This window comes from Thauera linaloolentis 47Lol = DSM 12138, assembly GCF_000310205.1.
Taxonomy (GTDB): Bacteria; Pseudomonadota; Gammaproteobacteria; order Burkholderiales; family Rhodocyclaceae; genus Thauera; species Thauera linaloolentis.
Window position 1 is genome coordinate 1 of the sequence record NZ_AMXE01000081.1, and the last position, 16,844, is coordinate 16,844.

Below are 16,844 nucleotides of genomic sequence, written 5' to 3' on the forward strand. Positions count from 1 at the left end.
GTGCCGGCACGCACCGCCTGCCGGGCCGCCGACTGCGGTGTCGCCGCCTGGCCGGTGGATTCGCTCCGCGCGGCGCGGCCGGCAAGCCAGGCCACCAGGCCGCAGCCCGCGACCGTCAACGCGAGCGCCAGCGGCCAGCCCCAGACCAGCAGATCGACCGCCGGCAGGCCGCCGAGCGCGATCCAGCCGGGCTGGTGCGAGGCGCCGACGAAGCTGCCCAGGGCGAAGGTCGGCAGCACCGCGAACGAGAGCGGCGCACCGGCGCCGGCCTTGTACAGGGTGCCCGAGCCGCAGCCGTCGGCCAACTGCATCGCCGCGCCGAACAGGAAGGCGCCGAGCACGAGGCTGATCGTCAGCGGCGCGACGGCGCCGACGAGTTCGCCGCCGCTGCCGGCGATCAGCGGCAGGCTTACCGCGGCGGCGAGCACCATCAGCAGCATCTGCGCCCACAGGCCCTGCGGGTCGCGGCGTTCGATGAAATCCCGCCAGCCGGTGGTGAAGCCGAAGCGCGCGCCCTGCAGCACTGCGCCGAAACCGATGCCGAGCAGCGTCAGCAGGCCCTGGCGCACGCCGGCGGCCAGCGCCACCGCAAGCACGCCGGCCAGGCCGCCCGCAATCAGCAACAAACGAAGAAACCAGCGCATTGGAGTCGTCCCGTCCGTTTATTCGAAGGAGCGCTTGACGTCCTGGATCAGCGCGGTGACGCGCGACGGCTGGTTGTCCATCGGCAGTTCGGCCTTGCTCCACTCGACCACCGACGCCGGATAGAGCCTGGCCGCCGTGTTGCCGGCGATTTCCGACATCACGAACCAGTTGGTCGCCGCCCAGTGGCCGGTGTTGCAGAAGGACACCGCCGGCGCCGCCGCCGCGCCCGCTTGCGCGACCAGCGCCTTCAGTTCGTCCGCGGGCTTCAGCGTCGTGCCGCCCTTGACGAAGAACTGTGCGTTGTCGAACGAGCGCGCGCCGGGCAGGGTGCCGTAGCGCGCGGCGGCGTCGACGCGCGCCTCGCCGTTGAAGAAGCGCGGCGGGCGGGCGTCCACCAGCAGCGGGGCCGAGGACGAGCGCAGCTCCGCGGCCAGTTCCTCGCTGGTCACGATCTGGTTCTGGTCGTAGCGGTAGCTGAACTGGCTGGGCGTCACCACGGGCGTGGCCTTGTCGAGCGCGCCGCCGCCGCCGGCCCACGATTTGGTGCCGCCGTCGAGGATCGACAGGCGGGCAAGGCCGCCGACCTTCAGCGTCCAGTACACGCGCGCCGCGGCACCGAAGTCCGTGTGGTCGGCGCCGCCATGGACGATGACCACCTGCGTGCCTTCGTCGATGCCGGCCTTGCGCAGCAGCTCGGTCAGCGCAGCCTCGGGCACGAGCTGGCCGGCATTGTCCCTGGGGCCGCGGAAGGCGCCGTACGGCGTGTTGACGGCGCCGGGGATGTGGCCTTCGGCGTAGTCCTTGGGCGCGCGGATGTCGAGGATGCGCACGTCCGCCCGGGCGAGCAGGGGGAGAAGTTCGGCTGGCGTCAGCAGTGGCTTGTGGGCGTGCTCGGCGGCGGTCCGGGTGGTGGTGGCTGGCTGGGTATCGGTGGCCGTGTCGGCGTGGACAGGTAGCGCGAGGGTCGTGCCGGCCAGCGCCAGCAGGGCGATGGTCTTTTTCAGCATGGTGCGTCCTTGAGGTCGGGGCCGGCTCGTTCGAGCCGTGGAAAACTCATGGCCTGTAAGCAGGCTCTGGAGAAAATGGGGTGAAGGCTAACGGGAAGATGACGTGAGGGAAAGCCATGTACGGTTGGATGTTAAGAATAATTAGAAATTAGGCGCCGGGAGGCCGATGGCGGGCTTCCTGGGCATGATCGCGCTTCGGCTTGCCACGCCATTGGCGGCAGGGAGCGGAAAACCGGGATCGGGCGCGCGCATGGGCCGGTGTCCGGAGCTGCACCGCTTCATGCTTCCTGCCCGAAGAACAGCGTGAAGCAAGTGCCGCCGCCATCGCTCGCCGGCGAAGCCACGTCCAGCGTCCACGATTGCATGATGCAGACGCGTTTGGCGATGGCCAGCCCGATTCCCGCCTGGTTCATGTCCGCGGCGGCCCCCGGCTCGCGCTGTTCGTGCTGGCGCTGGTCCGCGCGGCGGTTGCTGAAGTAGCGATCGAAGACGTGCGGAAGCTCGGACGGCGCGATGCCGGGGCCGGAATCGGCGAACCGCAGGCCGTGCCCGATACTGGATACCGTCAGCCTTGCCGGCGCCGCATGCAGCACCGCATTGCGCACGATGTTGCGCATCACCGTCATCAGGGCCTGGCGGCTGATCGTTTCCTCGTGGCCTGGCTGTACCGCATTCACGAACTCCAGCCCGGCCTTGTGCGCTTCCATGCTCTGGCTCTCGAAGATGTCCTCGACGCAGGCGTGGATGTCGACGCGCGCCTTGTCCTCGAAACGGGCGTGGGCAAGGCTGAAGGTGCTCTCCAGCGACTGGCCGATCTCATTCACCGATTTGACGATGCGTTCCAGCCGGGGCCGCCGCTGTTCCAGTCCCATCGTCGAATACCTGAGCATCAGTTCGGCATCGCTGCGGATCACCGTCAGCGCGGTACGGATTTCGTGGTGCAGGTTGGCGGAGAATTCCCGCTGGTCGGCGATGGCGGCATCGACCTGGTCCTGTACGCGATTGAACACTTCCATCAGGCGGTCGGCCTCGTTGGCATGCGGACTATCCACCGCGACCGAATTCGGTACCCAGCGCGTCAGCCGCCCGGTGAGCGCATTCAGCGGCATGACGAGCCAGCGCGCCACCGTGCCGCTGAGCAACATGGCGAAGATCGAACAACCGAGCACGATGGCCAGCAATGCGCGGGTGAAATCCTGCCGCTGCTTGTCCAGCACCACGGTGTCGTACACCACGTACAGCAGGCCGTCCCTCGCCTTGACGACCGCCACATGCCAGGTGCTTTCCGCCCTGGGCAGTTCGTGCAGGCCGATGGACAGGCCGCGCAGCTCATCTGGCAGGCTCGCCGCCCGCACCTTGGGCGATTCGCCCCAGACGTACATGGACGGCGCCATGTCGCGTTCCAGAGCCGACGTCCATTCGTCGCCGAAGCGCGACACCCGCGGCACCAGCCGCTTCGATTCGGTGTCGATCAGGTCGCGGACCATCTTCTTCTCGACGTGGAGATAGACGCCATAGGTCAGGACCGCCGTCACGCATACCGCCAGGCTGACGAGGCTGGTGAGCACCAGCGTGATGCGCCGCTTGAGCGATCTCTTCATGGCTGCGCGGCGTTCGGCGCCAGCCGCCAGCCCATGCTGTGCACCGTTTCGATGCTATCGAAGCCGTGTGCGGACAGCGCCTTGCGCAGCAGATGCATCTGGCTGCGCAAGGCCTCGGCCGACGGCGGTTCGCCTTGCCACAGGTATTCCTCCAGCCGACGGCGCGGCACCACCCGCCCGCCATACCGCATCAGCAGTTCGAGAATCATCAGATTCTTGCGCGACAGCTTGATCTCCTGCCCGTCGACGGTGACGAGCTGGTCTGCCACCACATAGCGCAAGGGCCCGTAGCGGAGGGCGAACGCGGTGTCGGAAAGCTGCCGGGAACGGCGGATCAGCGCCTTGCAGCGCATCAGCATCTCTTCCAGCGCATAGGGCTTGACCAGGTAGTCGTCGGCGCCGCTGGAAAAACCGAGCGCCTTGTCCTCCAGCGTGGAGCGCGCCGTCAGCATCAACACCGGCATCGAGAGTTGCAGTTCTTCCCGCATCTGCTTGAGCAGGCCATAGCCATCCATGCCGGGCAGGCCGATGTCGAGCAGCATGAGGTCATAGGACTCGTGCTCCAGCCGCCCGAGGGCAGCGCAGGCGTCCCGTGCCACGTCGGCGATGAAACCTTCGCCTTCCAGGGCAAGCAGCAGGTTCTCCGCAATGGCAAGTTCGTCCTCGACGATCAGGACGGTATAGGGAATCTGTTGCTTCTTGCGGGGCGGCATCCAGACCTCGTGGCGGCCGCGTGGGCCGCACGGCACGTATATCGGCAAATCAGCGCGTCCTGGCAGGCTATCAACTCGCATGTGAAAAAAACGTCGAATAACAATTGTCAAAAAGAATAACGAGTTCCGTTCTCATTATTCTTACTTTCCATATTCGCTTTCAACGGAAATTCGACGCACGGCTTCCTATTCTTGCGTCGGGCTCTACCCCGACAGGTCAAGCCAATCTTGCGCCGGCCCCGGACGTTCGGCGCAATTGCGTCCGCATGCGGTGAACCGCGCGGCGCACCCCTTTTTCCAGAATCCGCAAAGGAAGCCGTGTATATGAACAATGATGGAAAGCAGACGGTGCCGGCCGTCACGCTGCTGCCGCTGGAGAGTTTCCAGCCGGCATTCGAGCCCGCCCGGCCTGGCGTTCGAACCAGCTCCGTGCTGATGGGCGCCATGATCGGCGGCGTGGTCGCCATCACGCCGGCGGCCCACGCCCAGGACCCCACGCTGGCACCGGTCCTGGTCGAAGGGCAGCGCGAAAACGCCTACCAGGCTCCGGCGGCGGCCAGCAGCCCCAAGTTCACCGCGCCGCTGCTGGAAACCCCCAAGACCGTTACCACGATCACCGAAGAACTGATCAAGGACCGTGGCGCGACCTCGCTGCAGGACGTGCTCCGCACCACGCCGGGCATCACGCTCGGTTCCGGCGAGGGCGGCACTCCCACGGGCGACCGGCCGTTCATCCGCGGCTACGAAGCGAGCACCGACATGTTCATCGACGGCGTACGCGACTACGCCCGAGGCTCGCATGAAACCTTCAACCTTGAGTCCGTCGAGATCATCAAGGGGCCCAGCTCCGCCTATACCGGGCGCGGCGGCACCGGCGGCAGCATCAACCTGCAGACCAAGGCCCCGCGCCTGGAGGATTTTGCCGAAGTATCTGCGGGGTTCGGTAACGCGGGACAGTGGCGCACCACGGTAGACGGCAACTACGCCTTCTCAGAGACGGGCGCGGTGCGCGTCAACGCGATGAAGATGGGCGGCGAGGTACCGGGGCGGGATGGCGTCGACATCGACCGCTGGGGTATCGCCCCCTCCATCGCCTTTGGCCTGGGCACCCCCACGCGGCTGAAACTGTCGTACTCGCATGTCGAGAATGACGACATGCCCGACCTCGGCATCCCGTTCAGCAACGCCGCCCACCCCGAGCTGAAGCGGCCGCCCAAGGTCGATCGCGACACTTTCTATGGCCGGGTCAGGACCGATTTCCGCAACAATGAGATGAAGACGGCGACCGCGCAAGTGGAGCACGACTTCACCGAGGATCTGACCATACGCAACATCACGCGCCAGACCAGGACGCTGAACCACTATCTGATGACGCGGCCCACGTTCGACAATTGCGCGGCTGGCAACACCAGTTCGGCATGCATCCCCGGCAGCCCGGACGCCCAGTTCCGCCGCGATGACCGCATGCGTTGGCGTAGCAGCGAATCGCTGATCAACCAGACCGACTTGTTCGGCAACTTCACCACCGGCGCATTCAAGCACAGCTTCAGCGCCGGCCTGGAGTTCAGCAAGGAGAAGATCTTCAGCAAGAGCATGGCCAATGGACCGGGCCGCAGCCACGACTCGCTGCATGACCCCGATTCCGGCCAGTACTACAACTACGGCATCACCTACGGCGCCAAGACGGCCGATGGCGAGATCCAGACCCACGCGCTGTACTTCTTCGACACGATGGAGATCAACGAGCAGTTCTCGGTCAACGCCGGGGTGCGCCGTGAGCACTACAACGTCGACAACTACAGGATCAGCCGTACCGACAGTTTCTCGAACTACCAGTTGGGCCTGGTGTACAAGCCCGCCGCCAACGGTGCCATCTATCTTTCCTACGGCACGTCGACCAACCCCTCGGGCGAAAACCTTGGGCAAGGCGGCGGCGCCGATGGTTCGGCAGCCAGCGCCACCGTCCGCGATCTGGCGCCGGAAAAGAGCCGCAGCTGGGAACTGGGCACGAAATGGGATGTGCGGGACGGCCTGCTCTCGCTGACCGCTGCCGTGTTCGAAACCAGGAAAACCGATGCGCGCTCCACCGATCCGCTGACCGGCGACGTCACGTTGAGCGGCAACAACCGCGTACGTGGCGCAGAACTGGGTGTGGCTGGAGCCATCACCTCGAAATGGAGCGTGTGGGCAGGCTATACCTATCTCGATCCGAAGGTGCTCTCGTACAACAGCAACGGCACGGTGTTCGACGGCAATCGCACCAAGTTCATCGCGAAACAGAGTGCCAGCCTGTGGACGACCTATGACGTGCTGCCGGGCCTGACCCTGGGCGGTGGCGCCACCTACATGGGCATGCGCTACGCCAACGATGCGAACACGCTCGAACTGCCTAGCTACACGCGCTACGACACGATGGCCAGGTACGAAATCAACAAGCGCCTGAACGTGCAGCTCAACATCAACAACATCACCGACGAAGAACTCTACGACGCCTCGCACGTCGGTATCTTCGCCAACGTCGGTCCGGGCCGCTCGTACATGCTCAACGCAACTTACCGCTTCGACTGACGGTGATCGACCGTTCCGGGGACCCGGCCATCGCATGCGGCCGTGTCCCCGGAGTATGCAACGCCCGCATTCAATGGGAGTGCCCAGGACCATGATGCTCGTAATCCCGGACGTGCTGAACCCGCAGGAAGTCGCCGAGATACGTGGCCGGCTCGACCAGGCCCGCTGGCACGACGGCCGCGAAACGGCAGGCTACGTCGCGGTGAAGCAGAAGAGCAACGAACAACTGCAGGTGCAGGACGAAACCGCCGTCGAACTCGGCCGCATCATTCTCCGCGCCCTGTCCGCCAACGCCTGTTTCATCTCCTTCGCGCTGCCGCTGAAGATCCTGCCGCCGATGTTCAACCGTTACCGGGGCGGCGGCGAATACGGCTTTCACATCGACAACGCGATACGCGTCGACCCGCTGTCGGGCCAGCGCATCCGCACCGACATCTCCACCACCGTCTTCCTGAACGCCCCCGAGGAATACGAAGGCGGCGAACTCATCATCAACGACACCTATGGCATCGAGAAAGTCAAGCTGCCCGCCGGCCATGCCGTGGTTTATCCCGGAACCAGCCTGCACCGCGTCAGCCCGGTCGTGCGCGGCCAGCGCCTGGCCTCCTTCTTCTGGACGCAGAGCATGGTCCAGGACGACGCAAGGCGCGCCATCCTGTACGACCTGGACAACAGCATCCAGCGGCTGGCCACCCGGGCCGAGAATGCCGACGAGGTCAATCGGCTCAGTGGCACGTATCACAACCTGATACGGCAATGGGGGCACACTTGACGATGCCGGCTCCGGAAACCCCGATGCCTTCCACCGCTCATGGCAAGGATTCGACCAGTGCGGCCATCAGCGCTGTGCGCAAGGCGGGCGTGTCCGTCACCGTGCCCCGCCTGGCGGTATGGACGGTGCTGGCCCGGGCGGACGAACCACTGCAGCCCTACGACATCCAGGCTCGCCTTGCCGGCAATGGCGCCACCCTGTCGCTGTCGTCGATCTACTCCGTGCTGAGGCGCTTCGTCGAAGCAGGCATCCTGACGCTCCATGCCATCGACGCCGGGAAGTCCCACTACTCGCTGGCGGAAAAGGACTTTCGCCAGCACGTCCTGTGCGAGGACTCGGGCCGCGACTACTGGTTCGCCGATCCCGCGCTGAGCCAGGCCATCGAAGAATTCTGCCGCGAGCATGGCTTCGAGCTGTCCACCTACTCGCTGCTGGCGAAGGTGAGGCCGATGAACGCGGCGCGCGGCACTGGCGCGAATCCGGCCGGGCCGTTCGCATGACGCAACCCATTCTCAATGCCTTGGGGCAACCGCCGCGGCCCGCGCACGTGCGTATTCCCGGGGATATCGCCACCTGCGCCGACTACGAGCGCCACGCCGTGCATCATGTCGAAGCCGGCGCCTGGCGCCATATCCAGGGCGGCTGCGACCAGGGGGCGACGCTGGCGCACAACCGCGCCGCGTTCGACCGCCTCCAGTTGCTGCCGCGGCCGTTCGCCGATCTGCGCGGCGGCCACACGCGGCTGCGGATGCTGGGGCAGGCGTTCGAGCATCCGCTGCTCGCCGCGCCGGTGGCTTACCAATGCCTTGTGCACCCCGAGGGGGAACTGGCCAGCGTGCGTGCGGCGATGGCGCTGCAGGCCGGTTATGTGGCCAGCACCTTGTCGAGTTACACGCTGGAGGAGATCGCCGTGGCCGCGCGGGAGGCCGCGCGCGAGCTGGTGCGTGGCGCGCCGCTGTGGTTCCAGCTCTACAGCCAGCCCGCCCGCGAGCACACGCTGGCGCTGGTGCGCCGCGCCGAGGCGGCTGGCTACCAGGCCATCGTCTGGACCGTGGATGCCGCCGTCAAGCGTGCCGGCATGGCGCTGCCGCCCGGCGTGTTGGCGGCCAATCTGCGCGGCTACCCCGTCCGGCGCCACACTTCACAGGCCGGGCAGGGCGCGATCATCCTCGGCACGCCGCTGGCCGATGCCGCACCGAGCCTGGCGGAGCTGGATTGGCTGCGTGCGGGCACCAGCCTGCCGCTGATCGTCAAGGGCCTGCTGGACCCCGTTCAGGCCGCCGAGGCCGTGGCACGCGGGGCCGATGCCATTGTCGTCTCGAACCATGGCGGGCGGGTGATGGACGGCGTGCCTTCGCCGCTCGACGTGCTGCCGGCGGTGCGCGCGGCCGTTCCGGAGGCGCCCATCCTGCTCGACAGCGGCATCCGCTGGGGAACGGATGTGGCCAAGGCGTTGGCACTGGGGGCCGATGCGGTGCTCATTGGGCGACCGTTGTTGCACGCGCTGGCCGTGGGCGGCATGGCGGGCGCGGCGCATCTGCTGCATCTGCTGCGCGCCGAGCTGGAACTGGTCCTGGCCCAGCTTGGCTGTCCGAATTTGGGCCAGCTTGCGCCGACATCGGTGTGGCGCGTTCAGAAAGACTGAGGTGAAGGTTTCCGTATTCGGGTATTCCGGGCGATAGTGGTGCCTTGCCGGCAACGAGCGGAAACACACACGCCATGAACCGAAGACGTTTCATCCTCGCGCTGACGATGGCCGCCCTGGCGGCCGCGTGCGGACGCGAGCCGAAGCTGCCCGCCCTGCCCGATGGCGCGCGCGTGCTTGCCTTCGGCGACAGCGTCACCTACGGCACCGGCGCGGGCGAAGGCGAGGACTGGCCGGCGCTGCTGGCGGCTTCGGCGGGCTGGGAGGTGGTGAATGCGGGTGTGCCGGGCGACACCGCGCTGGCGGGCCAGCACCGGCTGCAGGCCCTGCTCGACGAGTTCACGCCCGCGCTGGTGGTGGTCGAGATCGGCGGCAACGATTTCCTGCGGCGCCGTTCCGAGGGCGAAGTGAAGGAAGACCTGCGCCGCATCGTGCGCATGGCGCGCGCCAGCGGGGCGCAGGTGGTGCTGGTGGGCGTGCCGGTGCTGTCGCTGTCGGGCGCGGTGATCGGCCGGCTGTCCGACGCGCCGCTCTACGCGGCGCTGGCGGACGAGGAAGGCGTGCCGCTGGTGCCGGACGTGTTCTCCGAGGTGCTGTCCCAACCCGATCTGCGCGCCGACCGCATCCACCCCAACGCGCAGGGCTACCGCCGGATGGCGGCCGGCATCCACGCCCGGCTGCGGGAGATCGGCCTGGCGCGCTGAAGGGTGCGCTCAGGCGTGCCCGCCTTCGAGGTAGGCTGCCCGCACCTCCGGGCTCGCCAGCAGGTCCGCACCCGTCCCCGCGAGGGTGATTTCACCGTGCTGCAGCACGTAGCCGCGATGCGCCACGCGCAGCGCCTGGTTGGCGTTCTGCTCGACCAGCAGGATCGTCATGCCGTGATCGCGGTTCAGTTCCTTCACGATCTGGAAGATCTTGCGGATGTAGATCGGCGCCAGCCCCAGCGAGGGCTCGTCGAGCAGCAGCAGCTTGGGCCGGCCCATCAGCGCGCGGCCGATCGCCAGCATCTGCTGCTCGCCGCCCGACAGCGTGCCGGCACGCTGCGACTGGCGCTGCTCGAGGATCGGGAACATCGCGAACATGCGTGCGAGATCGGCGTCGTAGTTGGCCGGATCGGCGTGTGCGGTGCCCATCTGCAGGTTCTCGATCACCGTCATGCGCGGGAAGATGCGGCGCCCTTCGGGCACCAGCGCGATGCCGCGGCGCGCGATCTCGTGCGTTGCCACGCGGGTGATGTCCTCGCCGTCGAACACGATGCGCCCGGCGCTCGCCTTGGGGTTGCCGAACAGGCTCATCATCAGCGTCGACTTGCCGGCGCCGTTGGCGCCGATCAGCGTCACGATCTCGCCCACCTGCACCTCAACGTCGATGCCGCGCAGGGCGTGGATGTGGCCGTAATGGGCGTGTACGCCCTCCATTGTCAGCATCATGCCGCGGCCCCTTCCGTCACTGCGTTTCCGCTGTTTTCGGCATCCTCGTCGTCCTCGCCCAGGTAGGCCTTGATCACCTGCGGGTCGTTCTTCACCTGCTCCGGCGTGCCTTCGGCGATCTTGCGTCCGTAGCTGATCACGCCGATGTGATCGGATACGTTCATCACCACGCTCATGTCGTGCTCGATGAGCAGGATGGCGATGCCCAGCTCGCGGCACAGGTAGAGCAGCAGCGCGTTCAGTTCCGCCGATTCGCGCGGGTTGAGGCCGGCGGCCGGCTCGTCCAGGCACAGCAGCACCGGATCGACGCACAGCGCGCGCGCGATCTCGATGCGGCGCTGGATGCCGTAGGGCAGCTCGCCGGCGGCGTGGTCGGCGAGGTGTTCGAGCCTGAGCCGCTGCAGCCACGTCGCGGCGCGTTCGATCGCTTCCTTTTCCGCCTGGCGGTAGCCGGGCAGGCTGAAGAGGCCGGCGATGGAGAAGCGCGATGCACGCTGCAGCACGTTGTGCTGGGCGACGATGAGGTTTTCCAGCACCGTCATCTTGGGGAACAGGCGGATGTTCTGGAAGGTGCGCACCACCTGGGCGTCGCGCGCCACGCGGTGGCTGGGCAGCGCCTCCAGGCGCATTTCGCCGTGCGTCGGGTGGTCCAGCCGCAGGCTGCCGGTGGTGGGCTTGTAGAAGCCGGTCAGGCAGTTGAACAGCGTGGTCTTGCCGGCGCCGTTGGGGCCGATGATGCCGGTGATGCTGCCGGCCGGCACGTCCAGCGACAGGTCGTCGATCGCGGTCAGGCCGCCGAAGCGCATCGTCAGGTTCTGCACCGACAGCAGCGTGGCGGTTGCGGTGTCCGGCGAGTTCGTGTCCATCATGCGGCCTCCTTCGCGGCGGCGGGCTTGCCCAGGGGGTTCAGGCGCACGGTCGGTTCGCGGTGCGACAGCAGGCCGCCCGGCTTCCACACCATGATCAGCACCATCGCCGCGCCGAACAGCAGCATGCGGTATTCGGCGAAATTGCGCCCGAACTCGGGGATCAGCACCAGCAGCGTGGCCGCCAGCACCACGCCCATCTGCGAGCCCATGCCGCCCAGCACGACGATGGCGAGGATGATGGCCGATTCGGTGAAGGTGAAGCTCTCGGGCGAGATGAAGCCCTGGCGCGCGGCGAAGAACACCCCGGCGAAACCGCCCAGCATGGCGCCGATGGCGAAGGCCGACAGCTTGATGTTGGTGGTGTTCATGCCCATCGCGCGGCAGGCGATCTCGTCCTCGCGCAGCGCTTCCCAGGCACGCCCCACCGGCAGCTTGCGCAGCCGCGAGACGAAGGCGTGGGTCAGCAGCGCCAGCACCAGGATCAGGTAGTAGAGGAAGATCAGCCGGTGCATCGGCGAGAAGTCCAGGCCGAAGAAGCCGGCGAAGGTCTGCCCGCCCTCGGGGGCGCTGCGCGCGAACTCCAGGCCGAAGAAGCTCGGCCGCGGGATGGAGCTGATGCCGTTGGGGCCGCCCGAGAACTCGGTCCAGTTGACCAGGATGACGCGGATGATCTCGCCGAAGCCGAGCGTGACGATGGCCAGGTAGTCGCCGCGCAGGCGCAGGATCGGGTAGCCGAGCAGGATGCCGAAGCCGGCGGCGAGCGCGCCCGACACCGGCAGCGCTTCCCAGAAGCTCCAGCCGAGCTGGGTCGACAGCAGCGCGTAGGAATAGGCGCCCACCGCGTAGAAGGCGACGTAGCCGAGGTCGAGCAGCCCGGCCAGGCCCACCACCACGTTCAGGCCCCAGCCCAGCATCACGTAGATCAGCACCGTGGTCGCGGTGTCGACCACGTAGCGGTTGTCCGAATAGAAGATCGGCAGCGCCACCGAGGCGCCGAGCGCGACCCAGCCGAGCAGCATCACCGCCTTCTGCGCGCCGTGGGCGCGATCGGCGGCGGTGGCGGTGCTGGCCCGGGCGCGCGCCAGCTTGCGGTTGCGCGCCTGGTCGAGCGCCCAGTGCAGCAGCAGGCGGCCGGCGAACACGGTGGCGACGGCGGCGGCCAGCAGGCCGAAGCGGGTGCCCACCGCCAGCCGTCCGCCCACGTCCACCGTGGTCAGGCCGACCAGCGGAATACCGAGGATGAGGCCCACGAAAGCCACCCAGCCGGCGTCGCGCAGGCGCTCGGCGGGCGTCATCGCGTGGCGGGCAAAGACGACCGTGCTCATCACACTTTCTCCACTTCGGGCCGGCCGAGCAGGCCCGACGGGCGCAGCATCAGCACCAGGCACAGGATGCCGAAGGTGGCGACGTCCTTGTATTCCGCCCACAGGTAGGCGGCCCAGAAGGACTCGATGAGGCCGATCAGCAGGCCGCCGAGCATCGCCCCCGGCAGCGAGCCGATGCCGCCCAGCACCGCCGCGGTGAAGGCCTTGATGCCGACCAGGAAGCCGATGAAGAAATCGACCACGCCGTAATACACCGTCACCATCACGCCGGCGACCGCGGCCAGCGCCGCGCCGAGCATGAAGGTCAGCGAGATCGTGCGGTCGACGTTGACGCCGAGCAGCGCGGCCATCGTGCGGTCCTGCTCGCAGGAGCGCTGCTGCCGGCCGAACGGGGTCTGCGTGATCATCCAGGTGAAGGCCGCCATCAGCGTCACCGTGGTGACGATGATCAGCAGCTGGCTCCAGCCGATCTGGACGGTGAAGGCCGGTGTGTCCCATAGCACGATGCCGCCCTCGATGACCGGCGGAATCGGCTTGACGCGCGCGCCCTGGGTGAGCTGCACCGCATTTTGCAGGAAGATCGACATGCCGATCGCGGAGATCAGCGGCGCCAGCCGGGTCGAGCCGCGCAGCGGGCGGTAGGCGGTGCGCTCGACCGCCCAGCCGTAGGCCGAGGTGAAGAAGATCGACACGATCAGGACGAAGGTCAGCGCCAGCGGGATGGAGCTGACGTCGGCCGCCGCGAGCAGCGTGAAGGCGGTGACCGCGATGAACGCGCTCACCATGAAGATGTCGCCATGGGCGAAGTTGATCATGCCGATGATGCCGTACACCATCGTGTAGCCGATGGCGATGAGGCCGTACATGGCGCCGAGCGTCAGGCCGTTGATGAGTTGTTGCAGTGCGTAGGCCACGCTTGTCTCCTGCTGTGGCGCGCACGACGGCCGACGGCGAGGCGCCGTCGGCCGTGCGCAGGGAAGGTTGTCATGGTGTGTCGTAGGGGCGGCCTTGGCCGCGATGCGGCGTCCGGTACGCCTGGAACGGCCGCATCGCGGGCAAGCCCGCTCCTACCTGGCGTAGTCGTACTGGCCGCCTTGCCAGCGGTAAACGACGAAGCCGGGCACGGCCAGGTCGCCCTTCGGGCCGAAGGACAGGTCGCCGATCACGGTCTTGAAGGTGCCGGCGCGCATCGTCTTCTCGAGGTCGGCGTACCGGGTGCTCTTGGCCGCGGTCGCGACCTGCTCGAACAACTGCATGGCGGCGTAGGCGTACAGCACATAGCCTTCCGGCTCGACCTTGGCGGCGCGGAATTTCTCCACCACCGGCGCGGCGTCGGGGTTCTTGCGCGCATCGGGCGAGAAGGTGAACAGCACGTTGTCGGCGGCGGGGCCGGCGGCGGTGACGAGTTCGGCGTTGGTCATGGTGTCGCCGCCCATCACCGTGAGCTTCAGGCCTGCGGCCTGCGCCTGGCGCAGGATGAGTGCGACCTCGGTATGGTAGCCGCCGTAGGCCATCACTTCGACGCCGGCCTGCTTGAGCTTGCCGATGAGGCCGGAGTAGTCCTTCTCGCCGGCGGTGACCGCCTCGCGCAGCGTGGGCTTGAGGCCCTTGGCGGTCATCGCCTTGGCCATCTCGTCGGCCAGGCCCTTGCCGTAGGCGCTCTTGTCGTCGACCACGGCGACCTTCTTGTCCTTGAAGTGGTCGGCGATGTAGCCGCCGGACACCAGGCCTTGCTGGTCGTCGCGGCCCATGATGCGGAACACGTTCGGCAGGCCGCGCTCGGTGACCTGCGGGTTGGTCGATACCGTGGCCACGAGGATGTCGGCGTCGACATAGACCTCGGAGGCCGGGATCGTCGAGCTGGAGCACCAGTGGCCGTGCATGAAGACGATGCCCTTGTTCACCATGGTGTTGGCGACCGACACCGCCTGCTTGGGATCGCAGGCGTCGTCGCCGATTTCCAGCTTCAGCTTCTGGCCGAGCACGCCGCCGCGGGCATTGATGTCGGCGATGGCCATCTCGGCGCCCTTGCGGATCTGGTCGCCGGCCGACGCGTACTGGCCGGTCATCGGGCCGGCGATCGCCACCGGCAGGTCCGCCAGGGCGGCGCCGGAAAAGCCGCCGAGCGCGAGCAGGGCGGTGGCGAGCAGGGTCTTCTTGTTCATCGAACGTCTCCTTTCTTGCTTCGGTTTGAACGGGTGGGGCCGGCCGTGGCTGCAGGGCCGGCCACCGCCGCGTCCCGTAAAGGTAAGCGAATTTCTCCGCCTTGCCATCCGTGATGTCCCTCGGGGCGAGGGCCGTTCAGCGGGTGTGGTGCCGCGTGTGCTGCTTCACTCCAGGGGCGCCGGGCGCCCAATGTCTCAGGCTCGGGGCCCGCGTGCTCTGATCGACGTCAAGCGCCCATCGCCATCAGGCTGGCGTTGCCGCCGGCCGCGGCGGTGTTGATGCTCAGGGTGCGTTCGTGCACCAGGCGGCAGGGGTCGTACTCCGGGGCGGGGCGCAGCAGCGGCAGGATGGGGCCGGGGCGCGCGGCGAGCCTGCGCTGCCAGGCGTCGGCCTCGGCGTCCGCGGCGTCGACCAGCAGGGCGCCGAAATCGCCGTCGAACCAGTGCGCATCGAGGCGCACGTGCCGTGCCGCCGCCTCGGGCAGCATGCGGTACAGGCTGCGCAGCGCGGGGCTGTCGTCGAACACGATGCGGTTGCCGGTCGCCAGCGCCGCCAGCAATTGATGCAGCGCGGCCGGCGTGGAAGGCGCCACGCCGGCGACCGTGCCGCGGGCGACGAAGCGCAGGCTGTCGTCCTCGCCGGTGGGGCCGGGCAGGGCCAGGCGCAGGCCGCTGACGGCGCGTGCGCGGTAGGCGTCGGCGCGGTCGCGCAGCACGGCGAGTTCGTCGCCCTCGAGCAGCGCGCGGCCGGCGCCGTCCAGCCAGTCGAGCAATGCGTCCATCGGCGCGGGCGCATCGCCGTGCGCGGTGCGTTCGATGCGCACCGCGCCGTTCGCCAGCTCCGGCCCCGGGCTGCGCTGCAGCAGGCGGTGCAGGTAGAGCGGGCCGCCGGCCTTGGGGCCGGTGCCCGACAGGCCTTCGCCGCCGAAGGGCTGCACGCCGACCACGGCGCCGATCATGTTGCGATTCACGTACAGGTTGCCGACGCGGGCGCGCGCGGCGACGTGGTCGACGGTTTCGTCGATGCGCGTATGCACGCCCATGGTGAGGCCGTAGCCGCTGGCGTCGATGGCGTCGAGCAGGCGGCCGAGACCGGCGGCGGGGTAGCGCAGCACGTGCAGGATGGGGCCGAACTGCTCGCGGCCGAGTTCGTCGAATGTGCCGATCTCGATGATCGTCGGCGCGACGAAAGTGCCGTGGGCGCAGGTATCGGGCAGCGGCAGGCGCGTGACCTGCGCGCCGCGCCCGCGCATCGCCGCGACGTGGGCTTCGAGCCCGTCGCGGGCCTCGGCATCGATGACCGGGCCGATGTCGGTGCGCACGTCGGCCGGGTCGCCGATGCGCAGTTCGCCGAGCGCGCCGCGCAGCATGTGCAGCACGCGCTCGGCGACGTCGTCCTGCAGGCACAGCACGCGCAGCGCCGAGCAGCGCTGGCCGGCGGAGTCGAAGCTGGAGGCGAGCACGTCGCCCACCACCTGCTCGGCGAGCGCCGTGGAGTCGACGATCATCGCGTTCTGGCCGCCGGTTTCGGCGATCAGCGGCACGTTGCCGCCGCGCGCGGCGAGGCTGCGGTTGATCAGCGTGGCGACCTCGGTGGAGCCGGTGAACATCACGCCGCGGATGCGGGGGTCGGCCACCAGTGCGGCGCCGACGGTCTCGCCGCGGCCGGGCAGCAACTGCAGGGCCGCGGCGGGTACGCCGGCGGCGTGGAACAGGCGCACCGCGGCGGCGGCGATCAGCGGCGTCTGTTCGGCGGGCTTGGCGATCACCGGGTTGCCGGCGGCGAGCGCGGCGGCGAGCTGGCCGCTGAAGATCGCCAGCGGGAAGTTCCACGGGCTGATGCACAGCACCGGCCCCAGCGCGGGGTGGGTGCCGTTGTCGAAGCCGCGCGCCTGCTGGGCGTAGTAGCGGCAGAAGTCCACCGCTTCGCGCAGTTCGGCGACCGCGTTGGCCCATGATTTGCCGGCTTCGCGGACCGCCAGCGCCAGGAGTTCGTCGGTGTGCGCCTCGAGCAGATCGGCGGCGCGTTCCAGGCAGGCGGCGCGCTCGGCGGGCGGGGTCCGCGCCCAGGGCCGGGCCGCGGCCTCGGCGGCGGCGAGGGCGG

15 protein-coding genes are annotated in these 16,844 nt (G+C 68.2%); 5 read left to right on the plus strand and 10 right to left on the minus strand.

Annotated elements, in window-relative coordinates; genetic code table 11:
• The 4 genes from C666_RS15780 to C666_RS15795 all read right to left on the minus strand — a co-directional run.
• Positions 1–644 (minus strand): YeeE/YedE thiosulfate transporter family protein (locus tag C666_RS15780; RefSeq protein ID WP_004343066.1); only part of this gene is annotated, 644 nt, incomplete at its 3' end.
• 18 nt (positions 645–662) lie between these two features.
• Positions 663–1,652 carry a sulfurtransferase gene (locus C666_RS15785; protein ID WP_004343067.1) on the minus strand — a complete coding sequence of 330 codons (990 nt, stop codon included), beginning with the start codon at positions 1,650–1,652 and terminating at the stop codon, positions 663–665.
• Between the two features lie 278 nt (positions 1,653–1,930).
• Positions 1,931–3,253, minus strand: a complete 1,323-nt coding sequence (locus C666_RS15790) for a sensor histidine kinase (protein ID WP_004343069.1) — start codon at positions 3,251–3,253, stop codon at positions 1,931–1,933.
• Complete coding sequence (locus C666_RS15795; RefSeq protein WP_004343072.1) at positions 3,250–3,966, minus strand: response regulator transcription factor; 717 nt, start codon at positions 3,964–3,966, stop codon at positions 3,250–3,252. The genes C666_RS15790 and C666_RS15795 overlap by 4 nt, the downstream gene beginning before the upstream one ends.
• Positions 3,967–4,290: 324 nt before the next feature.
• Here C666_RS15795 and C666_RS15800 point away from each other — a divergent pair, with 324 nt between their 5' ends.
• The 5 genes from C666_RS15800 to C666_RS15820 all read left to right on the plus strand — a co-directional run bounded on the left by C666_RS15800 (position 4,291) and on the right by C666_RS15820 (position 9,655).
• Positions 4,291–6,534: a TonB-dependent receptor gene (locus tag C666_RS15800; protein WP_004343074.1), complete on the plus strand. Its 2,244-nt coding sequence runs from the start codon at positions 4,291–4,293 to the stop codon at positions 6,532–6,534.
• Positions 6,535–6,625: 91 nt separating this feature from the next.
• Entirely contained in the window at positions 6,626–7,306 is a 681-nt protein-coding gene (locus tag C666_RS15805) for a Fe2+-dependent dioxygenase (RefSeq protein WP_004343076.1), read from the plus strand.
• Positions 7,307–7,329: 23 nt separating this feature from the next.
• On the plus strand, positions 7,330–7,806 hold the full coding sequence (locus C666_RS15810; RefSeq protein WP_004343078.1) for a Fur family transcriptional regulator: 477 nt from the start codon (positions 7,330–7,332) through the stop codon (positions 7,804–7,806).
• Positions 7,803–8,951: an alpha-hydroxy acid oxidase gene (locus tag C666_RS15815; RefSeq protein ID WP_004343080.1), complete on the plus strand. Its 1,149-nt coding sequence runs from the start codon at positions 7,803–7,805 to the stop codon at positions 8,949–8,951. The genes C666_RS15810 and C666_RS15815 overlap by 4 nt, the downstream gene beginning before the upstream one ends.
• A gap of 74 nt (positions 8,952–9,025) precedes the next feature.
• Positions 9,026–9,655, plus strand: a complete 630-nt coding sequence (locus tag C666_RS15820) for an arylesterase (RefSeq protein WP_004343082.1) — start codon at positions 9,026–9,028, stop codon at positions 9,653–9,655.
• A gap of 9 nt (positions 9,656–9,664) precedes the next feature.
• Here C666_RS15820 and C666_RS15825 read toward each other — a convergent pair whose 3' ends face one another.
• From C666_RS15825 to C666_RS15850, 6 genes are all read right to left on the minus strand, one after another.
• Complete coding sequence (locus C666_RS15825; RefSeq protein ID WP_004343084.1) at positions 9,665–10,378, minus strand: ABC transporter ATP-binding protein; 714 nt, start codon at positions 10,376–10,378, stop codon at positions 9,665–9,667.
• The gene (locus C666_RS15830) at positions 10,378–11,247 is read right to left on the minus strand and encodes an ABC transporter ATP-binding protein (protein WP_004343086.1); all 870 of its coding nucleotides are present in this window, start codon (positions 11,245–11,247) and stop codon (positions 10,378–10,380) included. The genes C666_RS15825 and C666_RS15830 overlap by 1 nt, the downstream gene beginning before the upstream one ends.
• Positions 11,247–12,575: a high-affinity branched-chain amino acid ABC transporter permease LivM gene (livM, locus tag C666_RS15835; RefSeq protein ID WP_004343088.1), complete on the minus strand. Its 1,329-nt coding sequence runs from the start codon at positions 12,573–12,575 to the stop codon at positions 11,247–11,249. The genes C666_RS15830 and livM overlap by 1 nt, the downstream gene beginning before the upstream one ends.
• Complete coding sequence (locus C666_RS15840) at positions 12,575–13,489, minus strand: ABC transporter permease subunit (RefSeq protein WP_004343090.1); 915 nt, start codon at positions 13,487–13,489, stop codon at positions 12,575–12,577. Before C666_RS15840 ends, livM begins: the two co-directional genes overlap by 1 nt.
• A gap of 153 nt (positions 13,490–13,642) precedes the next feature.
• Positions 13,643–14,740, minus strand: coding sequence for a branched-chain amino acid ABC transporter substrate-binding protein (locus C666_RS15845; RefSeq protein WP_004343093.1), 1,098 nt, complete (start codon positions 14,738–14,740; stop codon positions 13,643–13,645).
• Positions 14,741–14,967: 227 nt separating this feature from the next.
• A partial coding sequence (locus C666_RS15850) for an L-glutamate gamma-semialdehyde dehydrogenase (protein ID WP_004343095.1) occupies positions 14,968–16,844 on the minus strand: 1,877 nt, incomplete at its 5' end.